Annotated in this window: 18 protein-coding genes and 1 tRNA gene; 2 read left to right on the plus strand and 17 right to left on the minus strand. The window is 37.4% G+C overall.

Annotation, left to right across the window (positions count from 1 at the left end; all coding sequences use genetic code 11):
• Positions 1–33: 33 nt before the first annotated feature.
• From KSK55_RS02135 to KSK55_RS02145, 3 genes are all read right to left on the minus strand, one after another.
• A complete protein-coding gene (locus KSK55_RS02135) occupies positions 34–402 on the minus strand; it encodes a MarR family winged helix-turn-helix transcriptional regulator (protein ID WP_306128038.1) in 369 nt (122 codons plus the stop codon).
• 219 nt (positions 403–621) lie between these two features.
• Positions 622–1,572, minus strand: coding sequence for a cache domain-containing protein (locus KSK55_RS02140; protein ID WP_218607999.1), 951 nt, complete (start codon positions 1,570–1,572; stop codon positions 622–624).
• A gap of 184 nt (positions 1,573–1,756) precedes the next feature.
• Positions 1,757–3,874, minus strand: a complete 2,118-nt coding sequence (locus tag KSK55_RS02145; RefSeq protein ID WP_218608000.1) for a cation:proton antiporter — start codon at positions 3,872–3,874, stop codon at positions 1,757–1,759.
• A gap of 261 nt (positions 3,875–4,135) precedes the next feature.
• Between KSK55_RS02145 and KSK55_RS02150 the strand changes: the two genes are divergently transcribed.
• Positions 4,136–4,648, plus strand: a complete 513-nt coding sequence (locus KSK55_RS02150; protein WP_214418506.1) for an HdeD family acid-resistance protein — start codon at positions 4,136–4,138, stop codon at positions 4,646–4,648.
• A gap of 70 nt (positions 4,649–4,718) precedes the next feature.
• Here the strand turns inward: KSK55_RS02150 and KSK55_RS02155 are convergent, their stop codons facing one another.
• The 3 genes from KSK55_RS02155 to KSK55_RS02165 are packed head-to-tail and all read right to left on the minus strand — an operon-like array spanning position 4,719 to position 6,735.
• On the minus strand, positions 4,719–5,237 hold the full coding sequence (locus tag KSK55_RS02155) for a PP2C family protein-serine/threonine phosphatase (protein ID WP_256664152.1): 519 nt from the start codon (positions 5,235–5,237) through the stop codon (positions 4,719–4,721).
• Between the two features lie 51 nt (positions 5,238–5,288).
• On the minus strand, positions 5,289–6,290 hold the full coding sequence (locus tag KSK55_RS02160; protein ID WP_218608001.1) for a PAS domain-containing protein: 1,002 nt from the start codon (positions 6,288–6,290) through the stop codon (positions 5,289–5,291).
• A complete protein-coding gene (locus KSK55_RS02165) occupies positions 6,274–6,735 on the minus strand; it encodes a PAS domain-containing protein (RefSeq protein ID WP_218608002.1) in 462 nt (153 codons plus the stop codon). The genes KSK55_RS02160 and KSK55_RS02165 overlap by 17 nt, the downstream gene beginning before the upstream one ends.
• A 190-nt stretch (positions 6,736–6,925) precedes the next feature.
• Here KSK55_RS02165 and KSK55_RS02170 point away from each other — a divergent pair, with 190 nt between their 5' ends.
• A complete protein-coding gene (locus tag KSK55_RS02170; RefSeq protein ID WP_218608003.1) occupies positions 6,926–7,327 on the plus strand; it encodes a secondary thiamine-phosphate synthase enzyme YjbQ in 402 nt (133 codons plus the stop codon).
• Between the two features lie 135 nt (positions 7,328–7,462).
• On the opposite strand, the gene KSK55_RS02175 is transcribed toward KSK55_RS02170, so the two are convergent.
• The 11 genes from KSK55_RS02175 to cfbA all read right to left on the minus strand — a co-directional run bounded on the left by KSK55_RS02175 (position 7,463) and on the right by cfbA (position 19,491).
• Complete coding sequence (locus KSK55_RS02175) at positions 7,463–8,143, minus strand: MBL fold metallo-hydrolase (RefSeq protein WP_218608004.1); 681 nt, start codon at positions 8,141–8,143, stop codon at positions 7,463–7,465.
• 29 nt (positions 8,144–8,172) lie between these two features.
• Positions 8,173–8,508: a cupin domain-containing protein gene (locus KSK55_RS02180; protein ID WP_214418510.1), complete on the minus strand. Its 336-nt coding sequence runs from the start codon at positions 8,506–8,508 to the stop codon at positions 8,173–8,175.
• Between the two features lie 161 nt (positions 8,509–8,669).
• Entirely contained in the window at positions 8,670–12,572 is a 3,903-nt protein-coding gene (locus KSK55_RS02185) for a PAS domain S-box protein (RefSeq protein WP_218608005.1), read from the minus strand.
• Positions 12,573–12,743: 171 nt separating this feature from the next.
• Positions 12,744–13,403 (minus strand): 4Fe-4S binding protein, encoded by a 660-nt coding sequence (locus KSK55_RS02190; protein ID WP_218608006.1) that lies wholly within the window; start codon positions 13,401–13,403, stop codon positions 12,744–12,746.
• 175 nt (positions 13,404–13,578) lie between these two features.
• On the minus strand, positions 13,579–14,019 hold the full coding sequence (locus tag KSK55_RS02195; RefSeq protein WP_218608007.1) for a DNA repair protein RadA: 441 nt from the start codon (positions 14,017–14,019) through the stop codon (positions 13,579–13,581).
• A 326-nt stretch (positions 14,020–14,345) separates the two neighbouring features.
• A tRNA-Glu gene (locus tag KSK55_RS02200) sits at positions 14,346–14,420 on the minus strand.
• Between the two features lie 52 nt (positions 14,421–14,472).
• On the minus strand, positions 14,473–15,339 hold the full coding sequence (gene ilvE / locus KSK55_RS02205) for a branched-chain-amino-acid transaminase (RefSeq protein ID WP_218608008.1): 867 nt from the start codon (positions 15,337–15,339) through the stop codon (positions 14,473–14,475).
• Between the two features lie 84 nt (positions 15,340–15,423).
• Entirely contained in the window at positions 15,424–16,815 is a 1,392-nt protein-coding gene (cfbB, locus tag KSK55_RS02210; RefSeq protein WP_218608009.1) for a Ni-sirohydrochlorin a,c-diamide synthase, read from the minus strand.
• A complete protein-coding gene (cfbD, locus tag KSK55_RS02215) occupies positions 16,812–17,876 on the minus strand; it encodes a Ni-sirohydrochlorin a,c-diamide reductive cyclase catalytic subunit (protein ID WP_218608010.1) in 1,065 nt (354 codons plus the stop codon). Before cfbD ends, cfbB begins: the two co-directional genes overlap by 4 nt.
• On the minus strand, positions 17,876–19,090 hold the full coding sequence (gene cfbE / locus KSK55_RS02220) for a coenzyme F430 synthase (RefSeq protein WP_218608011.1): 1,215 nt from the start codon (positions 19,088–19,090) through the stop codon (positions 17,876–17,878). Before cfbE ends, cfbD begins: the two co-directional genes overlap by 1 nt.
• Positions 19,090–19,491: a sirohydrochlorin nickelochelatase gene (gene cfbA / locus KSK55_RS02225; RefSeq protein ID WP_214418517.1), complete on the minus strand. Its 402-nt coding sequence runs from the start codon at positions 19,489–19,491 to the stop codon at positions 19,090–19,092. Before cfbA ends, cfbE begins: the two co-directional genes overlap by 1 nt.
• Positions 19,492–19,562: the final 71 nt, after the last annotated feature.

Raw genomic sequence — 19,562 nt, forward strand, 5'->3', positions numbered from 1 at the left:
TTGAATTTACCTAACTTTTAGATTAAAAAATTTTTACCTTACTTTTCTGAGAATTTCAATGAGAAGTTCAATTTCCTGGTTGTCAAGTGATCCCACAAGTCGTTGAATGACCTGATGTAACGCATATTGTTCAGCTCTTGCGATATTTTCTCCTTTTTTTGTTAAACGAATATACTGAATTCTGCCATCATGAGGACACGGCTCTCTGAAAACACAATCCAACCGAGATAATTTATTTATCATTTCTGTTATCGTAGGTTTGGAGTTTTGAGTGATTTCTGCAAGTTTACTGAATGTAAGAGATCCATTTTCATCGATCTTTTTCAGATAGAATATTTGTTTCATCGTAATATCTGATACTGCACATTCAGATAAGATGCCACATGAGCACTCTGATTTCATTCTGATCAAATGATCAAATATCTGAAATAAATGCTCTTCAAAGTCACACATGATACACAGCACTCTTAGTTAGGTTTTACCTAATGATAAATATTCTCTATTCATATTAAATGGAAAAAATGTTTTTTTAAAACCTATCTCTTATGAACCTGTTGGATATTTAGCAAATCCCACTTTTATCTTTTAATGATCCTGATGAAATATAAAGCGGAATTTTGATTATTTCCGCAGGATTATTTCCCCTGGTTCAATGTATTCTCCTGCACCTATCATCCATGTGCCATCAATATCCTGCACATAACTAATCTTCAGATCAGTGAGATTGGAAAATGGATTCACGGAATAATAATCGGTTATTCCTCCACCCGATTTTGCTTTTGCGAGAAATGCCTTTACATGCTGAAGTCCTACGATATCGGTGGCATTAATACGGTTTACCCCGATCTGATCCTTGCGATAAGGCCAGGCAAGAACCGTTCCATTATAATCATATGCAAAAATGTAGAGATCGTCCTGAATAAATGAGCCATTTAAGTCGTTAAACATGGCTAGAGCAGTCTTCTTGCCATTCTCTGTAACAAATTTTTTTGCACTTTGAACAAATTGTTGCAATTTTGGGGTAAGGATATAATCTTCATCAGTATACATCCCGGCTCCTATCCAGTATGTCTCATCCACTGGACGAACATAGCTGATTTTTAATGTGCTTTGTTGTTCACCGGTGGGATAGGGATAATGATATAGGATGTATCCTCCACCCTGCTCTGCAAGAGCAATCTCAACTTTAGTATATGGTTTTCCTGATGCATCTACTATCGGAGTGAAATTTTCACCGACCATTTCTGGCTGAAAAGGTAGTGCAAGTGCAATGCCCGAATAATCAAGAGCATATACATAAATATCCTTTTGAACAAATTTGCCCAATTTATTGTTAAATTCCTTCAATGCAATTAATTTTTCTTGTTTTTGTGCCCATTCTGCAGCAGCATCAACATATTCCTTTATTTCTTTGGAGGTGTTCGGAATTTTCAGGGATAGATTATTATTTTCTCCATTATTGATTGGGTCGGTAATATCTGATATGTTTTGAGCAGATGCATAAAAACAAAACAATACAAGAAATAAAAGCAATATTATCATAGAACCGATTTTTCCTGTCATCCATTTCATATGTTGTATATGGATGAATGGTATCAATTAAGATACCGGTTTTACAAATTATGGATAGTAACCCATATCTAATTATAATACTTTTGATATAACCTAGAATTGATTAAGAAAAGTAACAATATTGGTTGAATTTTCATGTGAATTTTCTAAAAGGGTGATAACGAAATTGTTTAAATATGGATATTTAAGGAAGTATTTCATCGCCACAAGATTTGAACACTTTTTTTCTCGCTTTATTTTTTTCTTTAATAAACCCATCAATCATATGTCCAAGAGTTTTTTCATCTCCTATACCTTCTTCGATATGATGGGTGATTACCTGTATAATGCCTGCTCCTGCTGTTCGCTCAGCCAAATATCCACTGACATATATCAGGTTTTGTGTCCCAATAACCTGCTCTGAGGTAAGATGAATGAGTGCTTTTTGTTTGATTTTTTTATAGAAACCAATGATCTCAGATATTTCTGCAGGATTAAGACATACCCATTTTGCTAGTTTTTCTAGATATTCTATTGTTGCTGATGAAGCAATATAAATTGCTATAGAAGCAAAAATCAAATGAATATCAATCCGTTTCTGATAAGTGTTTAACATTTTACTATCCGGGAATGATCGTTTAAGAAACTTGCAAAATTTTATTTTATACCTTGACCCGGGTGCATAAAGACGAATGTCTGTATAAATATTACCTGACTGAATGAAATCCTCTCGGATCGTAATCTGATATTGAAGCTCAGTATATACTGGAGGAAGAATTAGCCCGTTGTCATAAAGTTGTCGGTATTGTTTCTGTTCATAGTGGAGTGCTTCAAGCTGAAATAGCCTGATAACACTCATCCGGTCAGGGTTTTGATGAACATTTTTCCAGAATTCCCGAACCATCTGCTCTATATTATGAGATTTCTCTTTATGCTTTCTAATATGCTCATCAAGAATCGCTGAATCAATAATCCCTCTAATATTTGCATTTTCAAGACTGGATTGTGCCGCCCTGAATGTAACAAGTTCTCCATATAATTGGTGAAATGTTCGGAGCAATTTTGACTGTCCAAGGCCAAGAAACTGAATAAGGGGCCCAATGGTCATACCCTCTACAAAAATCGTAAATAGTACTGTAAGGATGGAGAATGCAATAATGAGATCCCGAAATGGCAGAGAAAGTGGGATAGAAAGAACCAGGGCAATAGCCACAGCTCCACGAAGACCACCCCAGAAACAGATTGCTTGATATGAAAAGGGAACCTTATGTTTTGTAAACCGGTTAAATATTGCAAATGTTCCAATAACCGGAACAAGTCTTGCAAGTAAAACTGCACCAATGAGGAAGAATATCCCCAATATTCCACCTTTGATGAGAAGAGAGAGATCTTCCAAAGATGCTATGGTAATACCTACAAGGAGAAAGATCAGACTATTTGCAAGAAATCCGATATATTCCCAGAATCGATTCAATTCCTCACGACGATCAGGTCCTATCCAATCTGATGCTGCCTGTGCGGTAATAAACCCACATGCGACGACAGCAATGACTCCGGAAAATCCCAATTCATCTCCAAGAAGATAGGTCAGATATGCTGCAACGAGAGTTGCGGTCTGATGAATATGTGAATGCAAGGGTGTTTTTCTCAGGATAGTCCGAAGAATGATACCCCCCACCACACCGATGAGGATTCCACCAATAAATGATGTGAGTAATTGTGAAGTAAAAAGAGCAGAAGTTTCCAAAAAGTTAAGGTCATTTTTCAGTAGTGGTCTGCTAATGAGAAGAAGCACTAACTGAAACATAATGATAGAGCAAGCATCATTTAACAGACTTTCTCCTTCAACAAGTATTTGCAATCGCTTCGGGACCCCTACCTCTTTAAAAATAGAAATAACGGCTACCGGGTCAGTAGACGAGATCAAAGCTCCAAACAGGAGAGCAAAGAGAAGAGGGATTGCAAAATACCATGATATCATATATCCAATAATCCCTGCAGAGATGATTACACCGAAAATTGCAAGGCATAATACCGGAAACAAATTTCTATTAAGCAGACGGGTATTTACCGCTATTGCAGATTCAAAAATCAATGGTGGAAGAAAAATATAAAGAATGATATCCGCTGCAGGAAAATAAGGTCCAATTGACTTTAATGCTTCAATATGAGGAACAACAAATTCAGAAAAGGCATATCCGATAATAACAAGCCCGATGGAATAGGGCATTTTCAGGTGACGCAATGTCATTGAAGCAATAATTGCGACAAGAAGAAGAGTTATGATGATTATTTCATTGGCAATAATAAGATTATGTTCCATATATGCAGACCTCTGCACATGTATTGGCAGTTATGAGTAATGAGGAGTCGCACAAGGAGATTTTTAATTAAATTCGATGAAGATCTAATAATTCATCATATAATTAAAAAGACCATAACTATGGAGAGAACCCCGGTTTTCCTGATGTTCAATGATAACGATGATAAAGATTGATTTTAAATTGAATAAACAAAACAGGTCAGATATGACTTTAATATAGATCCAATATTTTTTATAGAATATCTGCATTTGATCTTACATATGGATTCAGAAAAGATCCTTGCAATCATTTTAAGCATCGTAGTTCTGTTATTTGGTTTAGTATCAGTCACCGCACCTACCGCTGTCTTTGATTTCCTAGTTCTTATTGTTGGCGTTATCTTTTTGATATTTGGAATTCTGACTGCGGGAGTTGCTTTATCAGCAGAGAGTGGAACACCAAAGATGATACTCTTGGGATCTGGTCTTGTGAGTATTCTCATCGGACTTCTTGCAATCATCTCCCCATATGTCGCAACGATTGCAATAGGATATCTCATAGCATTATGGCTTACCCTCAATGGTTTGCTTACCATTGCATATGCTGTCTCAATCTCATGGGAAAAACATCGAATCCTGACCGGTATTGCTGGAATTATCAGTTTACTCATTGGTATTTACTTGTTCATGAATCCGAGTGCAGGAACAGCTCTTCTCATCATGATTCTCGGAATATTCTTTATCATTTCAGGAATACTGTCACTAATAATGGCAATTTTTTACTGGAAAAAATAAATACTTTACATTTTTTCATATGAGTGTACAAAATATGAGATGTCATTCGGATTAGTTCACGATTATAAAATTATGGTATTCCTTTTATAATAAGAAGGGTGATATCATCAAATTGTGGTTCTGATTCACTAAATTTTTGTACTTCTTCAAATATTTTATTTTGAATGAGAGTAGCGGTTAATGATTTATTCTCACGGATAATTGATTTAAGGCGTAATTCACCAAACATCTCATGTGATGAACTCAAAGATTCAGTCACACCATCAGTATAGAGAACAATGATATCACCAGAATTAATCAGAACAGATCTCTGGTCATAAATTTCATCTTCAAGAACACCAATTGCTATCCCAGTCATTGATAATTCTTGGAAACTATCATCTGCTGCCCGATATACAATAGGTGGATTATGTCCTGCATTGACATAGGTAAGGGTCCTATCCTGTTCAGAGAGTATCCCATAAAAAAGGGTTACAAACATTCCTGACTTTGAGTCTTGTGTGATTATCGTATTTGCAGAACCAATTGCCTTCGCTGGTTCATGGTGCCAGGTTGCATTTACTCTGACTACAATACGGGATAATGCCATGAAAAGGGCTGCTGGAATTCCTTTTCCTGATACATCAGCTATTAGAATACCTTACAGTCCTTTATGGAGAGGAACAAGTTCCATTGGTATAACATCAAAAAAATCTCCTCCGACTTCTTTTGCCATCACACTGGTCGCTGCTACATCAAAACCTTGAATGATAGGAATCGTGTCAGGAAGAAAACTTCGCTGAATTTCTGCAGCGATGTCAAGTTCTGCTTTTGATCTGGCAAGGCGTTCCTCCATCTTTCTTCGGTCAGTTATATCCCTGATGGTCTCAATTGATCCTGTTATGGTGCCCTTCAGATCATAGAGGGGACTTGCTTTGGCCCAAACAAAACGACCCTCTTTTCCAGATAACGGAAGAAATGTATCCACAATGAGAGTGTCTCCTTCCCGATCAATGTGCGAATATTTTTCCTCTAGTTCTGCTATTGGCTGAAATACCAGATCTGTAAGTATGGGTCTTCGCTCTCCATAAAAGGGAAGAGCATATTCATAATTTCCTTTCCCAACCATATTTACCGCAGAGACTTCAGAAATTTGTTCCATTGCATGATTCCATGCCCGAACAATCCCGTTCGTGTCAATAACAACGGTAGCATCAGGAAGGAAATTGATTATCTCCTCAAGCCTTTTTCGAGAAATTTCAGATTCATGTTCAGCCCGTTTTCGGTCAGAAATATCTCTGATACTCTCTATCGCTCCATATATTTCTCCATGTTCATCATAAAGGGGACTTGCTTTGGCCCAGAAATATGTTCCATCTTTCCCAAAAGAGGGAATAAAGATATCTACAACGAGCGTATCTCCATCCCGAGTGATATTATTATATCGTTTTGCTATTTCTTCATCCGGAAGAAGAATGAGGTTTGCAAGCATTGGTTTTCGTTCTCCGTAAAAAGGAATGGCATATGCATAGTTACCCTTTCCAAGCATTTGAGAAGCAGAAGCTCCTGTGATATCCTCCATAGCCTTATTCCAGGCGATAACTTGTCCATTCAGATCAATAACGAAGGTAGCATCAGGGAGGAAGTTAATAATCTCCTCCAAACGTTGAACAGTTTTTTTTTATCTCATTTTCCGCTTTTACCCGATCGGTAATATCCCTGATGGTCTCAATGGCACCAACCACGTTCCCGCCCGGATCATAAAGGGGACTTGCTTTGGCCCAGAAATATGTTCCATCTTTCCCAAAAGAAGGAATAAAAATATCAACTACGAGCGTGTCACCATCTCGATTGATATGATTATACCGTTTTTCAATTTCCTCATCAGGGAGAAGAATGAGATTTGAAAGCATTGGTTTTCGTTCACCATAAAAAGGAATGGCATATGCATAGTTACCCTTTCCAAGCATTTGAGAAGCAGTAACTCCAGTAATATTCTCTAAAGCATGGTTCCAGGCAATGACCTTTCCATCCAGATCAATAACGAAGGTAGCATCAGGGAGGAAGTTAATTATTTCTTCACAATACCCTTCCATTTTTGGTTTCATAATATCCTGATGGTAGAGTATGGTGGAATAAAGTATAAGTATAATTCCTTCAATTCAATTTTACGAAAGAATCAAATAAATCTATAATTTTAAAAATCTTTAGAGAATTAATATCTACAAAGATGTCAATTCCATTGAATTTCGAGAGAGACGTTTATCCAGATTGAAATATACATTGATTAGTGGTTTTATGAAATGGACAACTATCAATATTCAATCAAATACCAGAATTCAATTCATTGATATCACACTTCGCATCTCTGAAATTATACGGGAATCAGGAGTGAAAAGTGGAACTTGTGTAATTTTTTCCCAACATACCACAGCAGGTTTGACAATTAATGAAAATGCAGATCCTGATGTAACAAGAGACATTTTAGTCAGTCTTTCACGACTTATTCCCCCTACCGGAGATTACAGGCATGCTGAAGGGAATTCTGATGCTCATTTGAAGGCTTCACTTATGGGGTTTTCTCTTACGGTACCAATCATCGATGGCAGGTTAAGCCTCGGAACCTGGCAAGGTCTTTACTTTTGCGAATTTGATGGTCCCCGGAATAGGCACGTTTTGACAGGGATATCCGGAGTTTAATAAGGGTATAATATCGACATTATAAAATTGGGTGATATATATCCGTTATTCTTAATTTAAATTGAGTATTAAAAAAATGTCATCCATATTTTTCATTATATCTATCAATCTTTTTAATTTACTAACAATAATGCTCTAACTCATTAAATCATATAGATCATAATAGGTATAAGGTCCCCCATGTCCAGGATATATTCTTGTACAAGTACTATCACAAATGTTCCGAATACTATCCATTATTAACTCAGGCTTTTCGGCCCAGAATGGTAACCCTGGTTTTCCAGAAGGAATTTTAGGAAAAATGAGATCACCAATAAATCTCTCTCCTGAATTTAAAACAATTGAGACTGAACCTTTTGTATGACCAGGGGTTGGGACAATCATTCCGGAAATACCATAAGGCCTCAGATCATAGGGTGATTCAATGAGAATATCTGGATGAACCGGTGGAAATACTGATAGTTTTTTTCTATTGAAAAAGAATTTTAGAAAATATCCCACTATCGAACATGGCTTTAATCTCCCCTGTTTTCCATTTTCCAGATAACCAGCATCTGCTGAATGGCATATAATTGGTGCACCCGTCTCCTCTTGGAGAGCAGCAGCTGACCCAGCATGGTCCTGATGTCCATGAGTAATAATGATAAGCGATACATCCGGTGGTTTGAAACCAAGACCTTTTAACGTGCCCAGAATTATTTCTTCGCTTCCAGGAATTCCGGCGTCAATAAGTATAATTCCATTCTGTTTTACGATGTAAGCAGTAACAAATCCAAGAGGAACGGGTTTAATCATCGTATCAGCAGAATACATCATGATCTCCTGATAGTTGTATCAGGTATTAATTATTCCCTGATCATCGTTAACATCATCTTAAACCGGGTGACTGCCTTCACGGCATGGGGTGCATGTGCTGGAAATATTATTGTTTCTCCTTCCTTCATTCGAAATATAGCCAAATTAAGAGTTACATCACAAACCCCTTCAAGAACGGTTACAACTGCATCATATGGGGCAGTATGCTCAGATATCTCTTCTCCTTCGTCAAATGAAAATAGAGTAATTGATCCAGCTTTTGATACTATGACCATTCGACTGGCGATTGTTCCATTCTGGTATTCAACAAGATCATTCAGTCTTATGACTTTTCCATGAAGATCCTCTCGGTTTTTATCGGCCATAATATCATTGTAGGTTGGCTAACTTTATTAGTAATATGATATTATTTTTTAAAAATGTACTAAAAGATATATGCGATAAACTAAAAGATAAAAAAATTGTAAAAATTATCAGATCTTTAATATGTATTTAATTTCCAATTCTAAATTGAACTTTAAGATAATTATGATTTTTTCCATCCATCTGGTAAAATGAATATCTCAAAACGTGCTCCATCTCCAGGTATTCCGGTTTCTTTGATGCAAATATCGGTAAGATTTAGAATTTCTTGTGCGAGAAAAAGACCAAATCCTGTATTTTTTCCAAATCCTTTCCCGAATATTTCCTCTTTCTCATCATAAGCAATTCCTAAACCATTGTCTTCCCATATAACAACTATACCTCCTTTGATCTCTTTCGTAAAAATACGGATTTCGGTAACCTTCTGACCATGACGAATCGAATTATCAAGTAAGGTGAAAAAAACCTTTTGAATCATCAAGTCAGCAAAAATACTTATGTCAGCTATATCTTTTATGAAATGTATTGAATCAGGAATATGTAACTTAGAGATGACCGACTGGAGATCAACCCATTGAGGTTCCTGAGACCCTAATTCTTCATAAACACGTGTAAATTCTATTAAAGATTGAATTTCTTCGATTGTAGAAATAGTAGATTGAAGATAACCGGATAATTCAGGATCTTTGCATTCCAATTGCCCGAGTTCAAGTAGTGTATACATCACAGAGATTTTGTTCAGGATATCATGACGAGTAATACCGGTCAGTAAACTCAATTGACGGTTTGCTTTTCTGATAACCTCTTCAGCTCTCTTTCGCTCGGTAATATCCTGATTGACACCATGAGTCTTGGTGGTCCGTCCCAAATTATCTTTTGTTATACGAATACGAACACTAATGTGACGAACCTCTCCATCACCCCGTATAATCCGATGCTCAACATGAGATAAAAAATTGGGATCTGTTGCTTGAATATCTCTTTCGACTTCTTTGGCAACTAAATGAGAATCTCCTGGCAAAGAGAATTTTCGTGCATAGGTTTGAGAACTCATATGATAACCCCCTTCACGTTCTGCAGTTGTTCCATATAATGAATAAAATCGATCATTAAATGTGAACATATCACGTGCTACATCGTATTCCCAATTTGCCAGATTTGCAAGATCCATTGCCTCTTCAAGATCTCTCTGACTTTTTAACAAAGTTTTCTCTATTTGAGCACGTTCAATTTCTGCTGCAGCCTTAACAGCAATTATTTCTAAAATTTTTTGAATGGCTATTGATGGCTCTATTGGTTGTCTGAAAAGTGCACAAAGAATGCCTACAACTTCTCCATCCGAGTTTCGAAGAGGTGTTCCAATATAGCCCCGAATATTAAATTCCTGTAAATCAGGACTATTTGGAAAGATTTTCTCAACATCATCAGTATATACACAAAATCCTTTTTCAGCTACATTCTCGCAGGGAGTGCCAACAAGAGTATATGAATAATCATAAATTTCTTTCCCATCAAGAATCATCGAAAGAACTTTCACAGTCTTTTTATCTTCTAGAATTTCTCCAATCATGGTACAATCTGCATTGAGCCATGAATGAATGTTTTCAGTTATGGTCTTTAGCGAGTTGATACCTATTGTCCCGACCATACTTCGAATGAGTGCCTCAAATGCAGATTGTAGACTTTTTTGCATGGTTATATCTTCGATAGAAGAGAGAATGTGGGGTTTATTCCCCATCATGATAAATCCTGAAGAAAATCTGCAAATATTTTTTTCTCCTGAAGCTTTCTGACAGATGATCTCCAAGCCTGAAACTGGTTTTTGGTTTTGTAATAATGATAATAAATTACGATATTGATTATTATCTGAGAAAATACCTAATTCTTCAGAAGTTTTTCCTATGACGGATGATTTTTCATACCCTGTCATTTTTAAAAAAGCTTCATTTACGTCTGCAAAAACACCATCCGCTGCCGAAACTACAGTTAATGCAACAGGATTGTTTCTAAAGATTGTTCCCATTTTTTCTTCAGAATCCCGGAGAGCATCTTCAGCAATTTTTCGTTCGGTAATATCATGAATAGAAAGAAGAATTGCAGGAAAACCTGAATATGATATTTTTTTACCAGTACATTCAATCCAAATTTTTCGGTTATCTACTGTTTGTACCTGATATAATACAGCATACCCCTCATGTCCGGATTTAACTTCGTTCATATCATGTTTTATTTGTTCGTGAAATTCTGGGAGTATAAAAGAAAAAATATTTGAATTGTGAACAAGATTCTGAACATTGGTATGTCCGATAATAATACCTATTCGGGGATTTGCAAATAATACATTTCCGGAAAAGTCAACAATAATTGTTCCGTCATGAGATTGCTCCACAAGTGCACGAAACTTCTCTTCACTTTCTTTTAATTCAGTCTCAAATCTTTTTCGTTCAGAGATGTCTATAATGACACCCCTGATACCGGTTACTGTTCCATTTCTATAGATTGGGGAAGAGTAAATATTAATGGGAAATGTGCTTCCATCCTTTCGAATTGCCAGGTATTCTTCTAATTCATAAGGAATTCCATCTATCAGTTTTTGAATATTATCTTTGACTTTTGTATGATATGATGGATGGATAAAATCTAAAGCAGATATACCTTCTTTTATAATATTTTGAGGTGTCTGACTTTCAGATCGTCCATGTTGATTAATATATGTCAGAGTAAGATGGATATCAGTCTCAAATACCATTTGTGGTTGAAGTTCTGCAAAGGAGCGGAATTTTTCTTCACTCTCTCGTAACTTTTCTTCAGCCAGTTTTCTTTCTGTAATTTCACGTAACGAAATAAGAATCGCTTCAGAATGTTGGTGTGGAATTTTTCGTCCATGCCCTTCAACCCAGATTTCCCTATTTTTCCCAGTTACTAACTTATATTGAAGGGTGTATCCCTCATTTCCCTGCGCAATCAAATTCATATCCTTGATTACCATTTCTAAAAAATCTGGATGAATATAATTACGTAAATATTTTTTACCGATGATTTGATCCAGATTATCTTCGTCCACCATAGATAATCCGGTGGGATTCAAAAACTGGATTATTCCAAAAAAATCGACAATAAGAATACTGTCACGAGAATATTCTACCAGGTTTCTAAATTTAATTTCGCTTTCTATGAGTGATAACCCTGTTTTTTTAGCTTGAGTAATGTCTCGAATTGATTCAATAGCTCCGGTAATTTCTCCGGATTGATTATATAATGGGCATGCTTTAATCAGAGTATATACATCATTTCCTTTTGGAAAGGAGAGAACAGCTTCAGCCGTAATTGCATTACCAATCCGATTAATGTTTGAGTAATATGATGTTATCGTATTATCTGGATTCTGGATTAAATCTAAAAGAAGTGGCCTGCGATGTCCATAGAATGGAAGGGCATATTCATAATTTCCTTTTCCCATAATTTGAGCTGAGGAAATTCCTGTCATTTCTTCAATGGCACGATTCCACGCGATAACAAGGCCTGATTTGTTTATAGCAAATGTTGCATCAGGAAGAAATTCGATGATGTCAGATAACTGTTTTTTAGAGTCCCGTAATGATCGTTCTGCTCGCTTTTTTCCTACTGCCTGTTTAATTTTATGAGATAATTCTGCATATTGGGATCTAGCCTCCCCACCTTTCTGGAGGTAAAAATCTGCCCCATTATTTATTGCCTCAATAACAACATCTTCACGACCCTTGCCGGTGAATATAATAAATGGGGTGTCCCCAATCTGTTTTCTTACTTCTTTTAGAAATTCAATACCATCCATATCTGGCATTTGATAGTCAGAAATAATGGCATCATAAAATCGAAGATTTGAAGAGCTCAAAGCTTCTTCTGCACTATATAATATATCAACCAGAAATTCTCCTGTATCTTCAAGAAAAAGTTTTCCCAATTCAAGAAGGTTACTTTCATCGTCTACATAAAGAACTGAAATTTTTGGTTGAGAATTCGTTAAATCACATGTATTATCAATTATTGTATAATCCGGCATCAGAGCTCCATCTTCAAGTACCAAATTAATAGCAAAAAACCTGTAATGTGATATTAGTAAAAGGATTAGATATGAGTTATGATGTGTTGATCAGAAAAGGAATTTTAGAAAAATTTATTAGATAGTTTACAATTTTTATTGTGTAATTATTTATTTTGTTCTAAACTTATAAAATCCAATAATTAATCAAAGAACCTAATCCGGACAGGATAACGGACAGGAACGTATGCACATCCCACACCGGAGACCACCAAGCGTTTGAAACATATACTCAGCACATGATGAACGGGAAATTGTGCCGTCCTCATGAATTGCATGTGCTGGACATGCATCGATACAAGCGGTACAATTTTTGCATGAAGAATGTAAAAAAGTCGCAGATCTGGTTCCATGCTCTAGAAGAGCATCCGTTACAATCGCCATAAACCTGACTCGTGATCCATACTTTTCAGAAATAAAGAGATGATTTTTACCAAATGATCCTAACCCAGCACAAAATGCAGCATATTTCATTGAGAAATCAGCTTTTAAAGTTTTTTTATCTGCATACCAATAACCAAATTCGCTTCCTTCACTCGGTGCAATACTCGCAAGAAAATTTTCTTCTTCCAATTTCCTGGCAATTTTGTATGATATGATCCTGAGGGTAGCAGTACCTGCCATAAGTGTATTTGTATATAATGCTCGTCCTTTCGGAAGAGGCATAAAGGCACCTTTCGGGATCATAACACCAATGAGAATAATTGATTGAAATTGTTCACTTATTTCAAGTGGACTATTACCTTGGTATTCTTGACCAGACAACTCTTTTGGATCTGCTATTCCAATAAGGTCTGCTCCCGATTCTTTTGCCATGATAATAATTTTATTTGTAAGGGTTACTGTATTCATTGTATTCTGTTAGTCCTCTTATTGAATTATTTTTTATTATAGCTTAATCGCTCTACTTTATCATAACTATTGATTTTTGGGTAATATTCTCTATAGTTAAGAAAATCATCTTAAAATTTTACTCATAATAATAGGTTGATTATCGTAATCCGCGAGGACGTAAATGATAGTGCCCACGTTTTCGAATGATCCGCCGAACTGGAATCACCTTACAGGTTACATGATACAAATGTTCATACATATGGGTAGCTTCATTTTTTAGCACTGACTGTTCATTTTCTGTCCGATTATGGTATATTCCTATAGCCTCAATCGCTTTTTTCGCTTCTGCCTTCACATCCATATCTTTTTCAATCCGAATACGTTCCTGTATATCAGGAATAGCATCTTTCCATTTCATTTGTTTTAAATTCTGAAGTGCAATAATCCGGTATCTACGAAGTGGATGGTGAATATAACGAATCATAAGTTCAGCATACTGTTGTTCTGTATAAAAACTATTCGTTGCACCACAGGAAGGGCAGCGGTATTGAAAAGAAGGGCTTACATGCCAGCAGGTAGAACAATAAAATGCTCCCATATTATAGAACCAATGAATATTTCCGAGTATACAAAAATAAATTCAAAAGGATTTTCATTTGAATATACATGTAATCAATACATATCCTTCTCTGATATATCAGATATACTTTTTTATTATCGCGAGATAAATTTCCTAATCATGAAAAGATTCTATTCCTTAAAAGATTGAAATAAAATATATTTCTATCACAATTTCTTTGAATTTTTGTTTTCGTACTCACTGTATTGGAATATTTTTTAGTAATTTATGAAACTGTATATAAATAATTTTAAAGTTAATGAAATAATTATTCATTGCCACCTAAAAATCTGATAAAACAAGAGTGCTGATATGGGGATTCGAACCCCAGTCGTCGGCGTGAAAGGCCGACATGATTGGCCGGACTACACTATATCAGCGTGTGCCAATATAGGTCTACCCGATCACATAAAAAGGTTTTGTCTCCAGATCTTATACGATCTGAGTTCCTTCCTTCTGAACCACGTTTTTGAACTGTTCCATACACTGACGCGTGACAGGACCTGGCTTTCCAGTACCAATATCACGACCATCAATCCATGTAATCGGGGCCACCTCGGCCGCTGTTCCTGTAACAAAGACTTCATCTGCACAATAGAGATCATAATATCCCATGTTGCGCTCAACTACAGAGAATCCGAGTGAGTTTGCAATCTCTATAGCGACCATCCGAGTAATCCCTCTTAGATTATTCAATGTCGGCGGGGTGATAATTACTCCATTCTTTACAACAAAGATATTATCTCCTGATCCCTCTGAAACATATCCATTGGTGTCAAAAAAGATTGCTTCATCTCCACCCTTACAATTTGCCTCTATTTTAGCCAGAATATTATTCAGATAATTCAGACTTTTTACGTTTGGAGGGAGAGCTTCAGCTGGATTTCTCCGGACTGATACCGTGATGGCTTTTAGACCCTTTTCATATAAGTCTCCATACATGGCTCCCCATTCAACTGCCATGATAACAACACAGGCCTTTGAACATTTTCGTGGATCAAGCCCAAGATCTCCTACTCCACGACTCACGATAGGTCTGATATAAGCATCTTTGAGATTGTTTCGCTTACATGTTTCAATAATTGCAGCAGTCATCTCTTCTTTCGTGATCGGAACCTTCAAATCGATGGTTTTTGCAGAATCATAGAGTCGATCAAGATGTTCCTCAAGTCTGAATATTCGGCCGGAATATGCACGAATACCTTCAAAAACTCCGTCACCATAGAGAAATCCATGATCAAAAACTGATACCTTTGCCTCCTCTTTGGGATAGAAATTCCCATCGATATATATCTGCATACCAAAGTATCTGACTCACTTTCTCTTAAAGGATCATCATTTTCGATCAGATCCATATCAAAAATAGAAGATCCCAGGTCTTCTTTAGTGTTGGTCACCTGAACAAGCGGATAAATAGGAGAAGAGAAGAGCACGAGAAGGGACCGGGTGCAGGTGTGTATATGAACCAATAACATTCTGCATAACAATCCCATCATGTACCTTATCAATACCAAATCCCCGGTCAAGTTCATAAGCATAAGAAATTCCTGAATCCGGGTGAACGGTAGAATAGTGAAATGCATGACCTCGTATAGGAAGTGATACATTTTTAGAAATAGGACATGAAGGAGTCGTTCTACCGGTTACATAGGTGACAACACGCTTTTTTGGAATAGTACAGGTTGCAGGAAGCACTCCAGTCATTTGAAAAGAATCACCGGTATGAAGACCTGAGAAATCCTGAAGAACTTCTATCTTTCTGCAAAGATACATAAGCCCGCCACATTCTGCCAATATAGGAACCCCATTTATTGCAAGCCGATTTATATCCTCAATCATCGCATGATTCTGAAATAATTCTCTACCATAATACTCTGGGTATCCACCGCCCAATATGTATCCGTCTGCATCAGGTAGTGTATCATGGATTGGTGAAAAAAATGTTATCTCATAACCTGCAGATTCAATTAAAGAGAACAAATCAGCATAATAAAAATTGAAAGCCTCATCTCTGGCTATCCCAATAGTTCCCGATTTCTTACTTGTTTGTGGGGTGAAAAGATCTGGTATTTTTTTAGGGGATTCCAATTCACGAGATAATGACATCAGGAGATCAAGATCAAGATGACTGCATATCATCTCTACTATCGATTCCACCCGGTTCAGGAATGGTTGGTCTTTTAATCCCTCTTCAAAAGGCACAAGGCCTAAATGACGCATAGTAAGATCCAGGTTATCTACCCGGGGGATTGCCCCAATTACTGGAATATTACAATAATGTTTGATAGCCTCGGTTGCTTTCCGGATATGTTTCTCGCCTCGTACATTATTGAGAATCACACCGGCAATGGTGACACCGGGATCAAACTTCATAAACCCATAAAGCAATGCAGCAGCACTGCGGGTTATACTTCTCGCATCAATTACCAAAATTATGGGGATTTGTAGCAGTTTAGCTATCGATGCAGTACTCCCGATATCATCAGTACTCTCTGCTCCTTCATAGAGACCACGTACACCTTCAATTATTGCAATATCTGCTCCAATGCAAGCATGTTTAAATACTGCATAGATTTCATCCTGACTCATTACAAATGAATCTAGATTCCGGCAAAGACGACCGGTAACTCCCGTAAGGTATGACGGATCAATATAATCCATCCCGACTTTAAATGTCTGGACAGTCCATCTTTTGGCAAGTGCAGCAGCAATGGCAAGAGTAATGCTCGTTTTCCCTGATCCCGAACGATCTCCGGAAATCAGGAATGCTTTCATGCCATACTCCGAAGGACAGCTCCAAATTCTGATTCAATAATTGACCGAACACCAAGAGTCTTAGGATGAAGATCTATTTCCACTACAACATGAGCATGTCCAAGATCTTTGAGAGGTGCAACCTGTCGTGGCCCATTCGTTATTGAGAAACATTCTATGCCATCAGTATATTTTTGTTCAATCGCATGAGGAACTCCGGTAAGTAAAGCAAAATCCGGATTTTCTTCCTGTATCCATTTCCCAAGAAGATCTCCGGTTGCTCCATATTCATCAAGAGCCCCCTGTTTTACGTATGAAAGACCTCCAGAATCCAGGTCACGAATTATACGCTCTGCATCACGTTTCACCTTTGGAAGACCACGCAATTCAAGGTTTGCAGAATACGAAATGTTCGCATTGGGAGCAATCTCATGAAATGCTAGAAGACTATCAGCAAACATGTATGCAGTCTCTTTTTTTGCATTCATAATAGCCACTCCCTTCTTCCCTTCACGGATAAGTTCAACCAGCCTTTTCGCTACCAGGTGCTTTAAGTCACCTCGTGATGGTTCAATATATTCCTTCACCGCTGCACCACGAAGTCGTTCAACCTGATTTGCTGCCTTTAAAAGAACCTGTTGACGTGATAATTCATCATGAGTGATCCATCCAATGTCTGCTGCAGGTTTGAGTGTAGCTATAACTCCATCAATGTTTTCGGTAAAACCTGCATGGATATCTACTGCAATTGTCTCGGTTAGTACCCCTGAGTTATCTATTGCTGCCTGCAAATCTTCTCCGATGATCATAGATACACATGTTCCCATGACTGCCATCCGTTTTGGAGAAAATTTTTCTTCTGCATAAAGCAGAACATCTTCCAGCCGGGATTGTCCTCCGAACACAAATTCATTCTCTGCAAGTGAGGTTGTCAGGACTCGCATTCCATCCTCTTCCAACAGTCGGGCATGTTTAAATGAACACCCGGAAGGGCCATGCAAAACAGCGACATCTACTTCAAGATCTCTGGCTGTATAAAGTGCAGCAACTATTGAACTGGGGCGGGGCTGTACATATTTCATTATTTCCACCGTTTTACAGATAATAGAATAAGAGGATTTTTTAGACATTTTGCACATTTGATGCCTTCTTCAGAAGAGACAGCAAGGGTGCAGGTAATATCATAAGATTCACAAAACCCGATAATGTCGGTACTCATTATCCGTTTATCACCAGGTATAAGAATAACGGATTGAGGTCGAATTTTTTCAATTGATGATATAATTTCTTTGGTTGTAAAATTTTCACAAACTGATGCTGATTCCTGTCCAATAATAATTGTAACTGGTTTATCACCAACTATTTCTTTTCCATAACGAAAAGAATCCATCGTAGTAGCTAAACAAGTGCCGCTGTTTGCATTATCAATAATTATATAACCGTCTTCATGGAAAACTTCCATGCGACCTGGAAGGGCAGTAAATTCTGATAATTTATCTGGTTTAATTCCAAGGAGAAGAGCAGCACCAGCTGCCAGCATCAAAGGAGTCTGATAACCGGGGAGAGTCAGGAGAGGATTAGAAAATTCTCCGGTTATTCCTAAATAATTATAAAAAGCAGTTGACCCTTCAATAGTTATCAGGTCTTTTGCAAAAATTGCACCTGTGTGTTGAAGCACAACACCGGGTGCAACCAGAACTTTCTCCATCACATGGGATTGTTCAGATTTTACTGTAAAGGCACTTCTTTTCTCATTCGCGATAGAATAATCAAGTCCTGAAGTGATAATCCCCAAGGATCCTATACCACAAAATCCGATTGAAATCTCTGCAATGAACCATCCATTAGGAGGAATGAATGCAGATGTGGTTAATAGAGAAGCGGGTGTGATAGAATATCTTCCAATTACTTCCTTTTCAGGATATCTATACAGTCCGCTCGATGTCTGTAACAAACCAGGTCCCTGCATAAGAAATGCCAGAGCTGTTGCTGTCGTAGATTTTCCCTGTTTTCCGGTAATTTCGATAACAGGTTTCGAAAAATTGTTCCCCAGTATCCATCTTACAGCAGCATGATGAGATATTACCGGTGATGAAATCTCATGAAGAAGAGCGTAATCCGGATCTAGATGAACCGGAACGACCACAAGATCATACGATCGAGAACGTGCTATCTCGGGAATAATTCCTTCCTGACCACGATAGACATCAACCATATCTATATTATGACCAAGACGGGAGAGGTGATCAGCAATCACCTTTCCTCCATGGATAGTATCCAGAACAAGAATTTGCATCAGATCAGGTCAAGTGCCGCCTTTGCGTTCTCCATCATGAGGTCTGCCAAGAGCGGATTTGGTCCGATAGGATCAGCGTATACGAGAGGGACTTCCTTGTTTGCGAGTGCAAAAAGACCTCGTTTCTGGCCAGCAGCAAGTCCGAGGATTCCAGGGATATCCTCATCTATATGAACTCCGCGGGCGAGGAAAAGGGGAACGACAGCAATACTGTCAACATTATCATTTCTGAACATATCAAGCGATTCTTTAATGGTTGGCTGGTTAAATTCCATAAATCCGCATCTGACGATATAGTCAGGGTGTTTCTGCTGAATTAGATCTGCAGTTTTTGTAATGAGATCTTTATTGTATTCCTTTTTACTACCATGCCCTACCAGAAGAATTCCAGTTTTTGTCATTCTCAATAGGTACTCCTGCACGTAATAAAATAGTTACCAAATGTTATACTCTTTAGAAATATGTATCAAGA

Source organism: Methanospirillum hungatei (assembly GCF_019263745.1).
GTDB classification, from domain to species: domain Archaea; phylum Halobacteriota; class Methanomicrobia; order Methanomicrobiales; family Methanospirillaceae; genus Methanospirillum; species Methanospirillum purgamenti.